The sequence below is a fragment of the Streptomyces sp. HNM0645 genome (assembly GCF_030056615.1).
Lineage (GTDB): Bacteria > Actinomycetota > Actinomycetes > Streptomycetales > Streptomycetaceae > Streptomyces > Streptomyces marianii.
Map to the genome: position 1 here is coordinate 1 of NZ_JASHLT010000072.1, position 16,339 is coordinate 16,339.

Annotated in this window: 16 protein-coding genes; 9 read left to right on the forward strand and 7 right to left on the reverse strand. The window is 71.9% G+C overall.

Annotated elements, in window-relative coordinates:
- Positions 1-91: 91 nt before the first annotated feature.
- The 3 genes from QMZ92_RS33430 (at position 92) to QMZ92_RS33440 (ending at position 2,817) form a co-directional block, all read left to right on the forward strand.
- Positions 92-1,519, forward strand: a complete 1,428-nt coding sequence (locus tag QMZ92_RS33430; RefSeq protein WP_283301385.1) for a DUF445 domain-containing protein — start codon at positions 92-94, stop codon at positions 1,517-1,519.
- 527 nt (positions 1,520-2,046) lie between these two features.
- Positions 2,047-2,490: an SRPBCC family protein gene (locus QMZ92_RS33435; RefSeq protein ID WP_269730196.1), complete on the forward strand. Its 444-nt coding sequence runs from the start codon at positions 2,047-2,049 to the stop codon at positions 2,488-2,490.
- 60 nt (positions 2,491-2,550) lie between these two features.
- Entirely contained in the window at positions 2,551-2,817 is a 267-nt protein-coding gene (locus QMZ92_RS33440; RefSeq protein WP_283301333.1) for a DUF1876 domain-containing protein, read from the forward strand.
- A gap of 168 nt (positions 2,818-2,985) precedes the next feature.
- Here the strand turns inward: QMZ92_RS33440 and QMZ92_RS33445 are convergent, their stop codons facing one another.
- The 5 genes from QMZ92_RS33445 to QMZ92_RS33465 all read right to left on the reverse strand — a co-directional run bounded on the left by QMZ92_RS33445 (position 2,986) and on the right by QMZ92_RS33465 (position 8,541).
- Entirely contained in the window at positions 2,986-3,165 is a 180-nt protein-coding gene (locus QMZ92_RS33445) for an acylphosphatase (protein ID WP_502962197.1), read from the reverse strand.
- A gap of 22 nt (positions 3,166-3,187) precedes the next feature.
- Positions 3,188-3,475 carry an acylphosphatase gene (locus QMZ92_RS33450; protein ID WP_283301337.1) on the reverse strand — a complete coding sequence of 96 codons (288 nt, stop codon included), beginning with the start codon at positions 3,473-3,475 and terminating at the stop codon, positions 3,188-3,190.
- 110 nt (positions 3,476-3,585) lie between these two features.
- Positions 3,586-4,038 (reverse strand): hypothetical protein, encoded by a 453-nt coding sequence (locus QMZ92_RS33455; RefSeq protein WP_283301339.1) that lies wholly within the window; start codon positions 4,036-4,038, stop codon positions 3,586-3,588.
- A 309-nt stretch (positions 4,039-4,347) separates the two neighbouring features.
- The gene (locus QMZ92_RS33460) at positions 4,348-7,488 is read right to left on the reverse strand and encodes a DEAD/DEAH box helicase (protein ID WP_283301341.1); all 3,141 of its coding nucleotides are present in this window, start codon (positions 7,486-7,488) and stop codon (positions 4,348-4,350) included.
- Positions 7,489-7,536: 48 nt separating this feature from the next.
- Positions 7,537-8,541: a tetratricopeptide repeat protein gene (locus tag QMZ92_RS33465; protein ID WP_283301343.1), complete on the reverse strand. Its 1,005-nt coding sequence runs from the start codon at positions 8,539-8,541 to the stop codon at positions 7,537-7,539.
- Between the two features lie 117 nt (positions 8,542-8,658).
- On the opposite strand from QMZ92_RS33465, the gene QMZ92_RS33470 reads away from it, so the two are divergent.
- The 4 genes from QMZ92_RS33470 to QMZ92_RS33485 all read left to right on the forward strand — a co-directional run bounded on the left by QMZ92_RS33470 (position 8,659) and on the right by QMZ92_RS33485 (position 11,880).
- Positions 8,659-9,450, forward strand: a complete 792-nt coding sequence (locus QMZ92_RS33470) for a class E sortase (RefSeq protein WP_283301345.1) — start codon at positions 8,659-8,661, stop codon at positions 9,448-9,450.
- Positions 9,451-9,682: 232 nt separating this feature from the next.
- Positions 9,683-9,994: a DUF6412 domain-containing protein gene (locus tag QMZ92_RS33475; protein ID WP_283301347.1), complete on the forward strand. Its 312-nt coding sequence runs from the start codon at positions 9,683-9,685 to the stop codon at positions 9,992-9,994.
- Between the two features lie 119 nt (positions 9,995-10,113).
- The gene (locus tag QMZ92_RS33480; protein WP_283301349.1) at positions 10,114-10,869 is read left to right on the forward strand and encodes a YidC/Oxa1 family membrane protein insertase; all 756 of its coding nucleotides are present in this window, start codon (positions 10,114-10,116) and stop codon (positions 10,867-10,869) included.
- A gap of 150 nt (positions 10,870-11,019) precedes the next feature.
- Positions 11,020-11,880: a fumarylacetoacetate hydrolase family protein gene (locus tag QMZ92_RS33485; RefSeq protein WP_283301351.1), complete on the forward strand. Its 861-nt coding sequence runs from the start codon at positions 11,020-11,022 to the stop codon at positions 11,878-11,880.
- Positions 11,881-11,992: 112 nt separating this feature from the next.
- On the opposite strand, the gene QMZ92_RS33490 is transcribed toward QMZ92_RS33485, so the two are convergent.
- Together QMZ92_RS33490 and QMZ92_RS33495 are read right to left on the reverse strand one after the other, a co-directional pair.
- Positions 11,993-12,478 (reverse strand): heme-degrading domain-containing protein, encoded by a 486-nt coding sequence (locus tag QMZ92_RS33490; RefSeq protein WP_283301353.1) that lies wholly within the window; start codon positions 12,476-12,478, stop codon positions 11,993-11,995.
- On the reverse strand, positions 12,475-13,599 hold the full coding sequence (locus tag QMZ92_RS33495; protein ID WP_283301354.1) for a Gfo/Idh/MocA family protein: 1,125 nt from the start codon (positions 13,597-13,599) through the stop codon (positions 12,475-12,477). The genes QMZ92_RS33490 and QMZ92_RS33495 overlap by 4 nt, the downstream gene beginning before the upstream one ends.
- A 56-nt stretch (positions 13,600-13,655) precedes the next feature.
- Here QMZ92_RS33495 and QMZ92_RS33500 point away from each other — a divergent pair, with 56 nt between their 5' ends.
- Positions 13,656-14,858 (forward strand): ROK family transcriptional regulator, encoded by a 1,203-nt coding sequence (locus tag QMZ92_RS33500; protein WP_283301356.1) that lies wholly within the window; start codon positions 13,656-13,658, stop codon positions 14,856-14,858.
- Positions 14,859-15,371: 513 nt separating this feature from the next.
- Positions 15,372-16,130 (forward strand): hypothetical protein, encoded by a 759-nt coding sequence (locus QMZ92_RS33505; protein WP_283301358.1) that lies wholly within the window; start codon positions 15,372-15,374, stop codon positions 16,128-16,130.
- Positions 16,131-16,339 lie beyond the last annotated feature (209 nt).

Below are 16,339 nucleotides of genomic sequence, written 5' to 3' on the forward strand. Positions count from 1 at the left end.
CGCCGGACGTGAGGGGGCGCTGGGCCGAGCGGGTGACGAGGGGCGCGACGGGGGCGGCCGTGACGACGCCGACGGTGCGCGGCGCCGCCCCATGGCGACCGGCGAGGCGGTGCGCGACGGGTCCCGACAAGGACCCTGCGGCGGCAGCGGCGACGGACCGGAACCCGACGAGCCGGGCGGGGGCGGCCGGTCAGGCGCCGCGGCCGACGGGACCGCGACCGGCCGCGCCCGCCGACCGCGACCGGCACCGCTCGCCTCCTTCGCGTACACCGCCGCCGACGAGGAGAAGCGCCGCGGGGTACGCCGGATGAAGGCCACGGCCACGGGTCTGCTGCTCCTCGTGGCGGTGATCTTCACGCTCGCCACCTGGGCCCGGAACTCCGGCATCGAGGGCTGGCCCGGCTACGTGGCCGCGGCAGCCGAGGCGGGGATGGTCGGCGCCCTGGCCGACTGGTTCGCGGTCACCGCACTGTTCCGGCACCCCCTGGGCATCCCCATCCCGCACACCGCGATCATTCCCAACAAGAAGGACCAGCTCGGCGCCTCCCTCGGGACCTTCGTCGGGGAGAACTTCCTCTCCGAGGACGTCGTACGGGCCAGACTGCGCGGACTCTCCCTCGGTGGCCGGCTCGGCACCTGGCTCGCCGAGCCCGCACACGCCGACCGCGTCACCGCCGAACTGTCCACCGCCCTGCGCGGCGCGCTCGCCGTCCTGCGGGACTCCGACGTCCAGGCCGTCGTCGGCGAGGCCATCACCCGGCGAGCGGAGACCGTCGAGATCGCGCCGGGCATCGGCAAGACCCTCGACAAGATCGTCGCCGACGGTGCCCACCACCGTGCGGTGGACCTGGTCTGCGCCAGTGCCCAGAGCTGGCTGATCACCCACGGAGATTCCGTCATGGACGCCGTCCAGGGCGGAGCACCGGGCTGGACGCCGCGCTTCGTCGACCGGAAGGTCGGCGAGCGGGTCTACAAGGAACTGGTCCGGTTCGTCACCGAGATGCGTGACGCCCCCAACCACCCCGCGCGCGCCGCGATCGACCGGTTCCTCGCCGACTTCGCCTCCGACCTCCAGGCGGACACGGGCACCCGCACGCGGGTGGAGCGCATGAAGTCCGACATGCTCTCCCGTCCCGAGGTGCAGGACGTCATCGCGTCGGCATGGGCGTCCGTGCGCGCCATGATCATCTCTGCGGCGGAGGACGAGCGCAGTGAACTGCGGCTGAGGGCCCGTGCCTCCCTGATGTCCCTCGGCGCCCGGCTGGCGACGGACGGCAGGCTTCAGCACAAGCTGGAGGGCTGGATCGAGAACACCGCGGTGTACGTGGTGACGACGTACCGCGAGGAGATCACGTCCCTGATCAGCGACACGGTCGCGAGCTGGGACGCCGAGCACACCTCGCGCAAGATCGAGGCGCACATCGGTCGTGACCTGCAGTTCATCCGGATCAACGGCACGGTCGTCGGTGCGCTCGCCGGTCTGCTGATCTACACCGTGGCGCACACGCTCGGCGGATGAGCCGACGCGGGGCCGCGAGCGTGCGACGGGGCGCCCCGCGCCGCACACCCGGAGAAGGTCGCGGGGGAGGGTCGTGGAGAAAGTGCTGGGTGCGTAACCGGACTCCGTCCGCCGGTTACGCACCCAGCCACCATGGGGGAGTTGCCTATGAGTACGGACGGGCCACCGCCCCCGTTCAACGTTCTTCGGGGCCGCTTTCGGCCATGTCTTCGGGGCTGCTTCCGGCCTGTCCCCGGTTCCGGGCGGCCGGCTCGCCCGAACGACGCGTTCAGCCGGCCGGGCGGGTGACGGTCCAGGACGCCGGAGCCATGCCGCCGGCCGCGGTGAACACCGCGGGCCGGGCGCCCACTTTCCTGGCGGAGCGAGAACGGGCGTACGCGCCGCCGCCGTCGAAGACCCCGTTCCCCACCGGCCGGCCGTCCACGGCCGGTGGGGGGAGACGCCCCCGGCCGGGCCGCGCACCGCGCCGGATCCGTTGCGGTGAGGCGCCACGGAACGCACCCTGGAGGGAGAGGCAGGAGACCGTCATGCCCACTCTCGAAGAACAGATCGACATCACGGCGCCTGGTGACGTGGTCTGGAACCACCTGCACCAGGTCGAGGACTATCCGCAGTTCGTCGGAGGCGTGCGGGAGGCCCGGCGCGAGGGAGCCTCCGGCGTCCACATGGATGTGGAGACCGCGGCGGGACGGGCCTTCGGGCTCGACGCCGCCACGGACGATCTCCGTCCGAATCAGACGATGACCTGGAGGACGACGGAGACCCCGCACCTCAGCGGCTCCGTCTCGCTCCTCCCGATCGACGCGACCCACACGAGGATGCAGCTACGCATGGAGTACGACCCCGCGGAGGCGCACGACGCGTTCGGGGGGCCCCGGGGATTTGCCCAGTCGTCCGCGATCGAGAGGACCGTCCGGGCGGACCTCCACCAGTTCAAGGACCTGGTGGAGCGGGCACACCCCCGCACCTGACCAGCACAGTGCCCCGCGGTGGACGGGGCCGACGTAACCGTACGGCGAAGGTGACCCGTCATGACGACGCAGCACTGGAACATCGACTTGTCGTTCGAGGAGGACGGAACGCGGACGGCCTGCAAGGCCTCTCTCAGCGGTCCAAACGCTCCCGGCGTCGAGGGCAAGGGCATAGCGCGACGCAATCCGGGCGACAGCCCGGACGCGAAGATAGGCGAGGAACTGGCGGCGGCCCGCGCCTGCTCCGAACTGGCTCATGAACTCGTCGGCCGTGCGGCGGCCGACGTCGAGAGCCACACCCACCGGCCGGCGAACATCGGTATGTGACGGCGGGCGGTCCGCACCGGCCCCGCAATCCGGCGGCGGGCCGACACCACGCGCCGGTGGCCGGGGAGCAACTCCCCGGCCACCGGCGCGTGACGTGACCGCCGAGTGGGGACCCGCCTCGCGGTGGCCCCCGGTAGCGGCCCGCCGGGAGGGTCAGGGCCGGGAGCGTCAGGCGCCGCCGCTGGAGCTGTGCCGTACCTCGAACCCCACGAGCCCCTCGGATTCCTCGTCGCTCACCTCCACCGCGCGCACATCGGCGGACGGAGGCCCTACCCGTGCCCACCGCACGAGCGTCTCGACGACGTCGGGACCTCCCTCGAACACGGCCTCGACCCGTCCGTCGGTCANGGGAGGGTCAGGGCCGGGAGCGTCAGGCGCCGCCGCTGGAGCTGTGCCGTACCTCGACCCCCACGAGCCCCTCGGATTCCTCGTCGCTCACCTCCACCGCGCGCACATCGGCGGACGGAGGCCCTACCCGTGCCCACCGCACGAGCGTCTCGACGACGTCGGGACCTCCCTCGAACACGGCCTCGACCCGTCCGTCGGTCAGGTTCCGCACCCAGCCGGAAACCCCGTGTTCCTCGGCCACCCGCCTGCACGTGTCCCGGTAGAAGACGCCCTGGACCACCCCGGAGACCACTACGCGCTTTCGCACCATGCCTCCGGATCGTACGAGCCGGTGGGCCGCGCCCGGCGGCGACGCGTCGCGCGCGGCGGCACGGATGCGGCCACGCGATCGGGCCCGTCGGTGGCGGGCCCCGGTGACCGTCAGTCCCACAGCTTGTACGTCACCTCGGGCGGCAGGTGCTCGGGCCTGCTGCCGGGGAAGCTGAGGTGGAGCTGCCCGTACCGCTGCTGATCGGGGTTCTTCTCCCATGCCTCCGGGCGCTCGAACCTGACGTTCACCGGGTACGAGCGGAACGTGCCCGCGGCGCAGTAGGGCTTGCAGTCGTTGACCACGTTCAGCCCCGTGGCCACGGCGGACGTCGGACCCCACGACGACCACTTGAGCTCGGTCAGCCCGCTGTTGCCGTCCCCGCAGGCGATCAGGAACTCGCTCGGGCGCACCTGCGCCTTCATGAAGCAGTCCACGACCACGACCTCGTCACCGGGCTGTGCCGCCGCGGAGGGGGACGCCGAGGCGGTCGCCGGTACAAGGCCTACTGCGAGCGGTATCGCGGCGAAGATCATGGCCGCGGTCCTCAGCTTGTGTGTCTGCATGTGTGCTCCCAGCCGTCTCTCCCCGAGCCACCCGGCCCACCGTCCCCACGCACCCCTACCGCGCAGTGCGGCCCCGCACCCCACGGCGCATCCCGACAGGCGCTCCCGACCTCCTTCGAACGGTTGCTCCTGTATCGACGCTACGACCGCACCGGGGGACCCACCACTTACAGACGTAACAACCGCACAGAGCGGAACGTGCACCCCGCCGCTCTCGGCTGGTCGAGGGGTGGGGAGGCGCCGGGAGGCCCGCGGGGCCGCCATGAGCGACCCCGGAAGGCGTCTGTCGTGCGCAGCGCCTGCCGCGGGTCAGTTCGCGGCGATGGCCGAGTAAGTCCAGACGTCGGCGGGCATCTGATGCCGAAGCCTCCACGTGATGCCCATCGGCCTGCTTCCTTTGTGCGTCACGTAGTCCGCAGGGCCGAGGAGCAGCCAGGGCTGAGGTCCGCCGATATCCGTCTTCCTGTAGCGGCGGACGAAGAGGAGGACGTGGCTTCCCAGCTCCTTGTGCGTCCGATAGCGAATGCCGGTGGGGGAGGTCTCCGAGGTCTGGTTCTGGGACTCCCAGTGGAAGAGGGACTCGTTCAGGGCGTAGTCCCGGTAGCGGGTCCGGGGGGAGAAGTCCTTCTCGTCCTTTTCCAGTGTGATCAGCAGGGCGTCGGTTCGTGCGCTCCCGCACCACTTGACGCCCTCGCGGAAGTGGCCTGGCATGAAGCCCCCTATGTGCGACTGGCCCAGGGCAGGCAGGATCTCCTCGCGGCTGTAGGAAGCGTGCACCGTGAGGGGGAGGTCGCCGAGGTCGCCGAGGAGGGGAACGGGGACGTGGTCCGCCTGTTCGAGGGCGTAGGCCAGGACCTGGCGGAGTTCGCTTCGAAAGCCATGGGATGGCCGCAGTGAGTCGAAGGCCTCCTGGTACGTGCGGAAGCCCCCGAGGGGCCAGAGTGAGAAGAAGAACATGCGCGCGTATGCCTGGCCGAGGTCGTCAAGCTCGTCGTACGGCGGGGCGTCGTCCCCGAGGAGGCTCGTATACGCCGCGACACGGTGTGGGTCGTCGATGTGAAGGAACGCGGGCACCCTTCTGAGGAGTGCGTTCTCCTCCTCGGTCGCAGACGTGGAGAGGAGATCGGCGCGGCGCAGGAGTCCCGTCCAGGAGTTTCCGTTTCCTCTGTAGAGCTCGTTGATGCCGCGGCCGCTCTGCTTGAGGTAGTCGGAGAGGCGGGGTTCGGCATACTGTCTGACTTCACGTGCCAGTTGTGTGACGTTGACGCTGATCTGGCTGCGGATGTTGCCGATGACGATGTCCCTGGCCTTCTGCTCGAGGATGATCTGGCAGCCGGAGGGGAGGATCGGGAATTCGCGCTCGATACTGGTAAGTAGGCGGTTGCGCGTCAGATTGGTCAACGCCTGGAACTGCTGCTCGAAACGGAACTCCTTGCGGTGCTGGCCGATGAAGTCGAGAATGGTCAGCACGGCTTTGCTCTCGGTTCGGCGAAGTCCCCGCCCGAGCTGCTGCAGGAACACCGTTGCGCTTGATGTGGGGCGCAAGAGGAGGAGCGTGTCGACATCCGGGATGTCCAGGCCCTCGTTGAAGAGGTCGACCGAGAAAATGACCTGCAGTCCTCCGGACTTCAGCGAGTCCAGCGCGGCCTTTCGGGAGCTTCGGGGCGACTCGCCCGACAGCGCAACGGCCTTGAGGCCGGCACGAGAGAAGAAGTCGGCCATGAAGCGGGCGTGGGACACCGACACGCAGAACCCCAGGGCGCGCATGGACGCCGGGTCCGAGATCTTGTCCATGACGGCCTTTACCACGAGGCGTGCTCGAGCATCGTTACCGGTGAAGAGGTTGCTCAGCTCCGAGAGGTCGTACGAGCCGCGCTTCCACGCAACGGTGCTCAAATCGGTGCTGTCGGTCACGCCGAAGTAGTGGAAGGGGCTGAGCAGTTCATTCTCCAGCGCCTCCCACAACCTCATCTCAGCCGCGATGCGGCCGTCGAAGAACTCGTCCTGGACGTTGTGTCCGTCCATCCGCTCCGGCGTCGCGGTCAAGCCGAGCAGTTGGCGAGGAGTGAAGTAGTCGATGACCCTCCGATAGGTCGGCGACACCCCGTGGTGGAACTCGTCGATGACGATGACGTCGAAGTGGTCCGGTGGGAAGTGCCCGAGATGCCGTGTGCTGAGGGACTGAACGCTGGCGAAGACGTGGTTCCAATCGCGGGGAACGAGGTTGCCGTGCAGTTCCTCCCCGAAGTTCGCATCGACGAGCACGTCCTGGTACGTGCGGAGCGACTGCCTGAGAATCTCTTGACGATGAGCGACGAAGAGAAGTCGCAGATCTGGTCCGTACTTCTCCCGCAGGCGCTTGAAGTCCAGGGCAGCCATGACCGTCTTGCCGGTGCCGGTCGCGGCAACCAGGAGGTTGCGGTTGCGTCCGTGGAGTTCCCGCTCCACTTCAAGGCGTTCCAGCATGTCCCGTTGGTGCGGGTAGGGGCGTACCTCCAGCCCGGAGAGTGTGAGATGGCGGTCCTCCGCGCTGCGGGTTCCGCGGCCCGCCTGCCGGAGCGCGTCGTCGAGACGCGTGGCGTCGCGAACGGGGTCGTACGGCTCGAACGCCGAATCGCTCCAATAGGAGTCGAAGGTCGCCTCGAACTTGCGCAGTACGTCCGGGGTGGCGACGGAGGAGAGCCGGACGTTCCACTCCAGCCCGTCGAGGAGCGCGGCCTTCGACAAGTTGGAACTGCCCACATATGCCGTGTCGTAGCCGCTGTTCCGGTGGAAGAGCCAGGCTTTGGCGTGGAGGCGGGTGGAGCGCAGCTCGTAGTTGACCTTGATCTGGGCGTCGAACTTCCGAACCAGCTTGTCCAGAGCACGCCGTTCGGTGGCGCCGATGTAGGTGGTCGTGAGGACGCGAATGGGTACGCCGCGAGCATGCGCGGCTTCCAGGGAGCGCTCGATGACGCGAAGTCCGTGCCACTTCACGAAGGCGCAGAGCAGGTCGACGCCGTCAGCAGTCGCCAGCTCGGCCCGCAACTCGAAACCGAGGCTCGGGTCTTCGGGGGAGTTGGTGATGAGTGCCGTGTCGGACAGGGGCGTCGCCGGGCGGACGGTGTACGCCCCCTCGGCATTCCTCTCGGCGACCGCGAGCAACTGCCGGGGGCCGTCGGCGACGAGGTCGACCCATTCGCGAGCCCCGTCCACGGTGTTCATCGCTTCGAGGATGTGGTTCGCCGCGTGCACCCGATCTGCTGCGGGTAGCCGTTCCAGCACCAGTCTGGTCGTCTCCGCCACGTGACGAGCGATGACGTGGGGGGATGACTCGGGCCCCACGATGTCGTCGATCGCCTGCCACCGGCCGTCCGCTTCCAGGTCCTTGAGCCGGTTCTTCAGCCTCAAGGTGATCAACTGCTCGTAGAGCCCGGCAACCGGCTGCTCGGCGTTCACCGGCCTCGTCACCCGATTCCCTCCCCTGCGCTCCCTTCCAGTGATACCGCCGACATGGGATCAGGGCCTGGCCACCCCGTGGCACCCCCCGTACGCCGCCCTCGACCCGCACCAGCACAGTGCCCCCTTCGTCGGGGGCCATGGCGTCGCCTTGCCGCGGGCGGCCAGTGTCGTGGCGTACTGGGGGAGGAGCGAGGCGTCCGCGGGGGAGGTGGCCTCCGAAGCGGCGAAGGCCTCGTAGGAGGGGACCGTGCCGGTGACGATGCCGAGGTTGCCCGTGCCCGTTGCCGCGAGGTCGCGGAGGGCGGACTCGATGGCGGTGAGATGGGCGTCGTGGGTCGGGTACTCCGAGGCCAGCGAGGGGTAGGTGCCGAGGAGTTCGGCCAGTTCGGGGGCCGGCCAGTGGAGGACCGCGACCGGGAAGGGGCGGGACAGGGCGGCCCGGTAGGTGCCCAGCTCGGAGCGGAGACGGTCGATCTCGGCACGGAGTTCCGCGGGGTCCGAGGAGCCGAGGGCCCACAGGCGCTTGGGGTCGTGGAGCTCGTCCAGGGGGACGGCCGCTGCGTGGAGGCGGTCGGCGAGGGTGTCCCAGTCGTCGTGGGGCAGCGCCAGGAGGCGGCGCACGCGGTGGCGGCCCGTCAGGAGGGACTGGGTCGAGTAGGAGGTCTCCTCGTCCGGGGCGATGAGCCGGGTGACCGCCTCGGTGAAGGTGGAGTGGGCCGCCTCGAGTTCGTCGTGGGCCTCCAGCGTCTCGGCGACGATCTCCCACGGTGCCGCGTCGTCCGGTGCCGCCGATCGGATGCCGTCGATGAGCGTGCGTGCCTCCGCCTCGTGGCCGTACTCCCACAGGTTGGCCGCCTGGAGCGCCTTGATCAGGTGCGAGTTGTCCGGATCGTCGGCGAGGAGGCTGTCGTACAGGCCGCTCGCGCGGGCCCGGTCGCCGGAGAGCTCCAGATGTGCCGCGGCCTGGAGCAGCAGCGGTTCACGGTCCTCCGGGTACTGCTCCGCTGTGCGCAGCAGGCGCTCGGCTTCGGCGGTGTGGTCGGCAGGCGTGTCGGGGCGCATGCAGCACACCGTACTGCTGTACGGGGCTTCGCAGGGGCCTGGTGACTTGGAGGGGCTGCCCCTATCGTGCGCCCCGTGCGGGAGCGGAGGCCGCGGCGGGGAGCCGGGCGGATACCTGTGGTCGTACAGGGGCGGCGGACACGGGCGGGCCGGGCGGGTGCCCGGGCCGGGCTCGCCCGCGCGCTCTGGGCCGGGGCCGAGATCACCGTGACGCTGGGCGTCGTGGTGCTCCTGCTCGTCGTGCACCAGCTCTGGTGGACCAACCAGCAGGCCAAGGAGGGCGCCGCACGGCAGGTCGAGGCGCTGGAGCGGGAGTGGGTGCGGACGCCCGGGCCGGATGCCGGGGCCGGGTCGGGCGACGGCACGGGTCCGGCCGCCGGTGCGGGGCAGGACGCACCGGACCGGGGTGCGCCGGGCGCCGGCGCCGGGAGGGGTCCCGGGGAGGCGGTGCCCCGCTGGGACCAGGCGTACGCCGTGCTGCGCATCCCGCGGCTCGGCGTCGTCGCGCCCGTCGCGCGGGGCGTCGCCAGGCGGGGCGTGCTGGACAAGGGGTACGTCGGGCACTATCCGCGGACGGCGCAGCCCGGGCAGGCGGGAAATTTCGCGGTCGCGGGGCACCGCAACACCCATGGCGAGCCGTTCCGGTACATCAACCGGCTGCGCAAGGGCGACCGGATCGAGGTGGAGACCCGCACCGGTGTCTTCACCTACGTCGTGGACAAGCAGCTGCCGCAGACGTCCGCGAGCGACGGCGGGGTGATCGCGGCCGTGCCGCGGAGCGCGGTCCGGCCCGGTTACGGGTACGGCGAGCCCGGCCGTTACGTGACGCTGACGACGTGCACGCCCGAGTACACGTCCGAGTTCCGGCTGGTGGTGTGGGGAAAGCTCGCCGCCGTGCGGCCCCGGTGATCCACGCGCCGCGCCGCGCCTCGCGGCCTGGCCCGGCCGGACGTGGGCGCCCGGGGAAGGCCGCGCCCGTCGCCGGTCTTTCCGAGGGCCGGATGTGAGGTGCGTCGTCGAGGTTTTCCACAGGGAACCCCGAGGGCATTCCGCTCGTGTATAACGAATGGAGGGTCGTATCAGTCGTACGGCCGCACAGCCACCGCGGCGAGCGGGGCGGGAACGCAAGGGAGGGGCACGCATGGCCGGTCAGACCTGGCGTGTGCTGAGGCCGCTCGCGCTGCTGCTCTTCATCCTCGTCGAGGTCTTCGTCGCCGAGGGCATCGGACTCTCCACCGCCGTGGCCCTCGCCGCCACCGCGGCGGCCGGCGCCGCGCTCGTCGCCTGTGCGCTGGTCCTCTCGCGGTCGGTGCCGCGGGTGCCGCCCACCCGCATACGTACCGCGCTGCGTGATCGCGAGCAGCGCACGGCGTTCCTGCCGCAGCGCGATCCCGACTCCGCGGGCCGCTGCCGGCCCAGGGCTCCCGGTCGTCCCTCGACGACGGCCGCGTAGGGACGCCACCTCGCCCTGACCTTTCTCACGCGTGCCCCCTCGGGGGGCGTGTGTCCCTTCGCGGGTCGTCATGCCGACATATCAGTACTTCCCGGCACGACGAGACCCGGAGGGCCTCCATGTCCGCACTCACGTCCCTGTTCGCTTCCCTGGTCGGCCTCCTCGCCGACCTGGTCCAGCCGCTGTTCCACGCTTCCGCCGCCGCCGCGGCGATCGTGCTGTTCACCGTGCTGGTTCGGCTGGCCGTCCACCCGTTGTCCCGCGCGGCGGCGCGGGGGCAGAAGGAACGGGCCCGGCTCGCGCCGCAGATGGCCGAGCTGCGCAGGAAGCACGGCAAGGACCCGGAGCGGTTGCAGCGTGCCGTCCTGGAACTGCACACGAGGGAGAAGGTCTCGCCGCTGGCGGGCTGTCTGCCCGTACTGCTGCAACTGCCCGCGTTCTTCCTCATGTACCACCTGTTCTCCAGCTCCCGGATCGGCGGGGAGGCGAACGAACTGCTCGGGCACAGCCTGTTCGGTGCCGAGCTGGGCGGCCGGTGGGCCGACGCACTCGCGCAGGGCGGGGTGTTCGGGCCGGCCGGGTCGGTGTACCTCGTGCTGTTCGGGATCGTCGCCGTCGTGGCCACGTTCACGTACGTGCGGACCGGGCGGCAGCTCACGGCCGCGGGTCCGGCCGGGCCGGAGCGGGCGCTGCCGGGGATGGGCGCGATGACGAAGGTGCTGCCGCTGATGTCGTTCGCGACGCTGATCACCGTTGCCGTGGTGCCGCTGGCGGCGGCGCTCTACGTGGTGACCAGCACGACGTGGAGCGCGGTGGAGCGGGCGTTCCTGTACCGGGACGCCCCGGCTGCCGGGACGCTGACTACCGTCGGGTAACGGTCCAGGTTGTGAACAGGGTCTTGTGGGCTGTCCTGTTCTCTTGGAGGATCAGCCAAACCTCCGAAGAGCCGCACCTTCCCCTCCGCCGCACGCGGGGACTCCTCAAGCGGGGCCACCTCGATGACAGGGACCACAGGGAGAACAGAGATGAAGCTGCTGCGTGTCGGTAAAGCGGGTTCGGAACGTCCTGCGCTGCTCGACCGGGACGGGACGACGCTGCGGGATCTGTCCGGACTGGTGCCGGACATCGACGGGGCGCTGCTCGCCGACGAGGAGGCGCTCGGCCGGATCCGGTCGGCCGCGGAGGCCGGGGAGCTCCCGGTGCTCGACGCCGCCGGGGAGCGGATCGGCCCGCCGATCGCCCGTGTCGGCAAGGTCGTGTGCATCGGGCTGAACTACCACGACCACGCGGCGGAGACCGGCGCGGCGGCCCCGGCCGAGCCCGTCGTCTTCCTCAAGGCGTCGGACACGGTCGTCGGACCCGACGACACCGTCCTCGTGCCGCGCAACAGCGAGAAGACGGACTGGGAGGTCGAGCTCGCGGTGGTCGTCGGGCGTACCGCGCGCTGTCTGGAGTCCCATGAGGAGGCGCTGGCGCACATCGCCGGCTACGCCGTCGCGCACGACGTCTCGGAGCGGGAGTTCCAGATCGAGCGCGGCGGCACCTGGGACAAGGGCAAGAACTGCGAGACGTTCAACCCGCTGGGACCCTGGCTGGTGACCCGGGACGAGGTGCCGGACCCGCAGGCGCTGCCGCTGAAGCTCTGGGTCAACGGTGAGCTGAAGCAGAACGGCTCCACCGCCGACCAGATCTTCCCCGTCGCCGAAGTGGTCCGGTACGTCAGCCAGTTCATGACCCTGTACCCGGGGGACGTCATCAACACCGGTACGCCCGCCGGTGTGGCGATGGGGCAGCCGGAGCCCAAGCCGTATCTGCGGGCCGGTGACGTCGTCGAGCTGGAGGTCGAAGGGCTCGGACGCCAGCGCCAGGTGCTGAAGGACGCGTAGGCCGCACGGTGGGGGAGCCGTCCGGGGAGGCGCCGCACGGGCAGGGGCGAGGAGGAGGAGAAGGGAAAGGGTCGCGGAGGGGGTGCGGGGGATTCACCCCCTCCGCGGGTCCTCAGGGGGCGAGGAGGCGCTCCAGTGCCTCCACCACCATCGCGTGGTCCTCGACCTGCGGAAGGCCGGAGACCGTGATCGTGCCGATGACGCCGGCGCCCTCGACGCGGACCGGGAACGATCCGCCGTGCGCCGCGTACGTGTTGGGATCGAGCCGGGACGACTCCTCGAACGTCGTGCCCTTGGCGCGGAACCTGCTGCCGACGAGGAGCGAGCTCTCGCCGTAGCGCTCGACGACCCGCCGCTTGCGGTCGATCCAGGCGTCGTTGTCCGCCGACGACCCGGGGAGAGCGCAGTGGAACAGCTGCTGTCCGCCGCGACGGATGTCGATCGCGACCGGGGCCTGCCGCTCGCGCGCCAGTTCGGCCGGCGCCGAGCCGAGGGCCCAGGCGTCGTCGTGGGTGAACCGGCGCAGCGTCAGACGCTCTTCCTGCGCCTCGAGCACGTCCATGCCGGGGAAGCCGGGCTGTGTGCCGCCGCCGCTCATGCGCCGACCTCCACGGTGACGCCGTCGCGGGCGGAGCGGCGGGCCGCCTCCAGGACGTCGAGGGCGTCGGCCGCCTCGTACGCGGTGACCGGCGGGGCGGTGCCGTCGCGCAGGGCGGCGGCGACGCCGGCGTAGTACGCCGGGTAGTCGCCGGGCAGGGTCTCGACGGGGTGTCCGCCACCCGTCAGCGGCGACTCGCCGGAGCCCACGCGCCCCCACAGCTCCTGCGGTTCCCGGCCCCACGGCAGGCCCGGTTCCGGCCGGTGCCCCTCGCGCAGCGCGGCCTCCTGCGGGTCCAGGCCGTACTTCACATAGCCGGCTGCCGAGCCCAGGACCCGGAAGCGCGGGCCGAGCTGGGCGGTCGTGGCGCTCACGTAGAGGTGCGAGCGCACGCCTCCGGCGTGCGTGACGGCGATGAACGTGTCGTCGTCGGTCTCGGCGCCCGGGCGGCGTACGTCGGACTCCGCGTACACGCGCACGGCCGGCCCGAAGAGGGCGAGGGCCTGGTCCACGACGTGGCTGCCCAGGTCGTACAGGAGACCGCCGATCTCCTCGGGGTCGCCCGACTCGCGCCAGCCGCCCTTGAGCTGCGGGCGCCAGCGCTCGAACCGGGACTCGAAGCGCTGGACCTCACCGAGTTCGCCGTCCTCGAGCAGACGGCGGAGGGTGAGGAAGTCGTTGTCCCAGCGGCGGTTCTGGAAGACGGACAGCAGTAGGCCGCGCTTCTCCGCGAGGTCGGCGAGTGCCCGGGCCCCTGCGGCGGTCCCGGCGATCGGCTTGTCCACGACGACGGGGAGCCCGGCCTCGAGGGCGGTGGTGGCGACCGGGACGTGCGTCTTGTTGGGAGACGCGACGACGACCAGATCGAGCTCGTCGGCGCGCTCCCACAGCCCCTCGGCCGTGGCCGCGAAGCGGACGTCGCGGAACTCGGCACGGGCCTGCTCCCGGCGCTCCTCGCTCGACGTCACGATCGTGTCGAGGACGAGGCCCTCGGTGGCCGCGATGAGCGGGGCGTGGAAGACGGAACCTGCCAGGCCGTAGCCGACGAGTCCGACACGGAAGGGCGTCCCGGCCGAGGAGGCGTCCCCGGGCACGGCGCCGGTGCCAGTGCTGCCAGTCATGGGCCCCACTTAAGCAACGCTGTTGCCAAAGTGCAAGCGCACCGCACAATGGCGGGGTGAAGTGGAGCAACGCGGGTGCGAATCTTCCGGTACTGCGCAGCCACAACGCGGCGCTGGTGCTGGATCTGCTGAGGGCGGCCGACGAGGACGGGATCAGCCGGCTGGAGCTGGCCGAGCGCACCGGACTCACGCCCCAGGCCGTCAGCAAGATCACGGCGAGGCTGCGGGCGGACGGGCTGGCGACCGAGGCGGGCCGTCGTGCGTCCACCGGCGGCAAGCCCCGTACGGTCCTGCGCCTCGTCCCGTCCGCCGCGCACGCCGTGGGGCTCCACCTGGACCGCGACGAGCTGACGGCCGTCCTCGTCGACCTCGCCGGCACGGTGGTCGCGTCCCGCACCCGGGCGCTGGACCTCGCTGGTGCGGTGCCCGACGTCATGTCGGCGGCGACCGGCGAGGTACGGGCGCTGCTGGCGGGCGCGCCGGAACGGGTGCTCGGCGTCGGGGTCGGCATGCCGGGTCCGCTGGACCACTGGAGCGGGGTCCCGGGCCGGGTGACCGGCGCGCCGGGGTGGGTGGGCGTCCCGCTCCGCGACGAGCTCGCGGAACGACTCGGTCTGCTGGTCGTCCTGGACAAGGACACCAACGCGGCCGCACTGGCAATCGCGTTGCGGGAGCGGCCGGGGGTGGGGCCCGGGGGTGGTTCCGGTCCGGCGCCCGACCCGAGGGACGGGGGCCCCGTCTCCGCCGTCGGCGGCTCCGCCCCCTCCGCTCCCGCTCCCGGCGCCACGGCCACACCGGGGTCGTTCGCCTATCTCCACCTCGGTACGGGACTGGGCGCCGGGCTCGTGATCGGCGGGGCGGTGCATCGGGGGGCGCGCACCGGCGCCGGCGAGTTCGGGCACCAGGTCGTGCGGCTCGACGGACCGGTCTGCCCCTGCGGCAACCGCGGCTGCATCGAGGTCCTGTGCCTCGCGGCCGTCGCGCGCGGTGAACTCGGCGAAGCGGCCCGGATCCTGGGTATCGGGGCGGCCAACCTCGTACGGCTGCTCGACGTCGACCAGGTGCTGCTCGGTGGGCGTACGGTCCTCGCCGACGTGGAGACGTTCGTCCGGGGCGTCCGCGCGGTGGTCGGCGACGGGGCGGTGCACGTCGCGCTGGCCGAGACCGGCGCGTACCCCGTGGCGGAGGGGGCGGCACAGCTCGTGCTGGCCCCGCTGTTCGGTCGTATGGAGGCGACGGGTTCCGCCAACCGGGCGTAATGGTGTGATTTTCAGGTCGCGAGGTGGCGTCGGTACCCGGCGGGCGGGCGCGCGCGTGGCAGCGTCGCTGCCGACTCCGCCCACGCCCGCGATCTGCTGAGGTTCCCCATGTGCCTGCGCACCGCCCTCGCCGCCGGAGCCGTCACGGCCGCCCTCGTCCCCGTCGTCCTGGCGGGACCGGCCCTCGCGCACGCCCCGCAGACCCCGCGGCCCGCACCGTCGGCGCCGGGGACGGCCGCACCGCCTCCCACGCCGCCCCGTACGGGCACTTCCCAGTCCGTACCGCCCCGCACCGGCCGGCAGGAACCCGCCCCACCGCGGTCCGCCCCGGCCGTCCGGCGTACCCCGCCCAGGCGCCTCCCGCCCCAGCCGGTGCCGCCCGCGTCCACCGTGCCGCAGCCCCTCGTGCCTCAGCCCCCGGCAGCCCGGCAACCCACGGCACCCCAAGCGGCGGCGCCCGTGCCACCGGTTCCGCAGCCCGCCGTCCCGCAGCCAGACGCGCCGCAGTCCGGTGTGCCGAACGCCGCATCGCCCGCGGCACCCGGCGGAGCGCCCCTCCAGCAGCAGCCGTCCTGCGGCGATCTGAACGCGGTCGAGTTCCCGGTCGCCACCCGCATCGTGCGGGGCCCGGAGGAGTACCGTGCCGGCGGCGGCGCCCATGAGTTCTCCGTCGAACTGTCCAACACCACGGCCCAGCCGTGTCTGAACATCCACCCCGTGGTCGTGCTCGCAGGCCAGGGCCGGGCCATCCAGCCGGACCGGGTCCGGCTGGAGTTCTTCGACGGCGCCGCGCGGATGTGGCGGACCGTCACCATCGAGAACACGGACCAGGGCGAGGCCGTCGGCGCCTTCGGCGCGGGCTCGGGCGGGTTCGCGGGCCTGTCGCTGCCGGCCGGTGGCACGTTCTCCGTACGGGTACGGCTCGCCTTCCCCGACCGCACCACGACCCCCGACACCGTCGTCGCGAACGCCGCCGTCGTCCAGCGCCGGGGGGCGGACGGGGACTGGGTGGGGGAGTCCAACGACTACCGCTTCGCCATCGTCGCGCCCGAGCCCACCGGCCGGCCCTCGGAGTCCGCCGCCGAACCGGAGGCGGCCCGGACCCGGGCCCCCGGCGACGGGTCCGGCGATGACGGCACCGCCCGGCGGGAGGCGCACGAACTCGCCGCGACCGGTACCCGTCCCTGGCACTCGGTGGGTATGGCCACGGCCGGTGGTGTGCTCCTGGCCGGAGCGGTGGTGCTCCTCATGCTGCGGCGCCGGTCCGGGTAGCGCGCGCCGGTCCGTCCCTTCCGGGACCGGCTCCGTCGCCCACCGGCCTGCGCCCGACCGTGGGGCGAGCCGCTGACCACGTCCGTGGCCGACGCGTGCCCGGCGGGTCGTGTATCGGTCTGCTCTGCGTGGCGAGCGCCGGGAGGCTTCCGACGGGTGGGCCCGTCTCCGCCGGGTTCCCAGGGGGCGCCGGGGCGCGGGCGGCGGGA

What these genes read in the sequence shown, in the direction of transcription:
- QMZ92_RS33430 (WP_283301385.1), top strand. Translation starts at nt 92, where the DNA reads ATGGCGACCGGCGAGGCGGTGCGCGACGGGTCCCGACAAGGACCCTGC.
- QMZ92_RS33435 (WP_269730196.1), top strand. Translation starts at nt 2,047, where the DNA reads ATGCCCACTCTCGAAGAACAGATCGACATCACGGCGCCTGGTGACGTG.
- QMZ92_RS33440 (WP_283301333.1), top strand. Translation starts at nt 2,551, where the DNA reads ATGACGACGCAGCACTGGAACATCGACTTGTCGTTCGAGGAGGACGGA.
- QMZ92_RS33450 (WP_283301337.1), bottom strand. Translation starts at nt 3,475, where the DNA reads ATGGTGCGAAAGCGCGTAGTGGTCTCCGGGGTGGTCCAGGGCGTCTTC.
- QMZ92_RS33455 (WP_283301339.1), bottom strand. Translation starts at nt 4,038, where the DNA reads ATGCAGACACACAAGCTGAGGACCGCGGCCATGATCTTCGCCGCGATA.
- QMZ92_RS33465 (WP_283301343.1), bottom strand. Translation starts at nt 8,541, where the DNA reads ATGCGCCCCGACACGCCTGCCGACCACACCGCCGAAGCCGAGCGCCTG.
- QMZ92_RS33475 (WP_283301347.1), top strand. Translation starts at nt 9,683, where the DNA reads ATGGCCGGTCAGACCTGGCGTGTGCTGAGGCCGCTCGCGCTGCTGCTC.
- QMZ92_RS33480 (WP_283301349.1), top strand. Translation starts at nt 10,114, where the DNA reads ATGTCCGCACTCACGTCCCTGTTCGCTTCCCTGGTCGGCCTCCTCGCC.
- QMZ92_RS33485 (WP_283301351.1), top strand. Translation starts at nt 11,020, where the DNA reads ATGAAGCTGCTGCGTGTCGGTAAAGCGGGTTCGGAACGTCCTGCGCTG.
- QMZ92_RS33490 (WP_283301353.1), bottom strand. Translation starts at nt 12,478, where the DNA reads ATGAGCGGCGGCGGCACACAGCCCGGCTTCCCCGGCATGGACGTGCTC.
- QMZ92_RS33495 (WP_283301354.1), bottom strand. Translation starts at nt 13,599, where the DNA reads ATGACTGGCAGCACTGGCACCGGCGCCGTGCCCGGGGACGCCTCCTCG.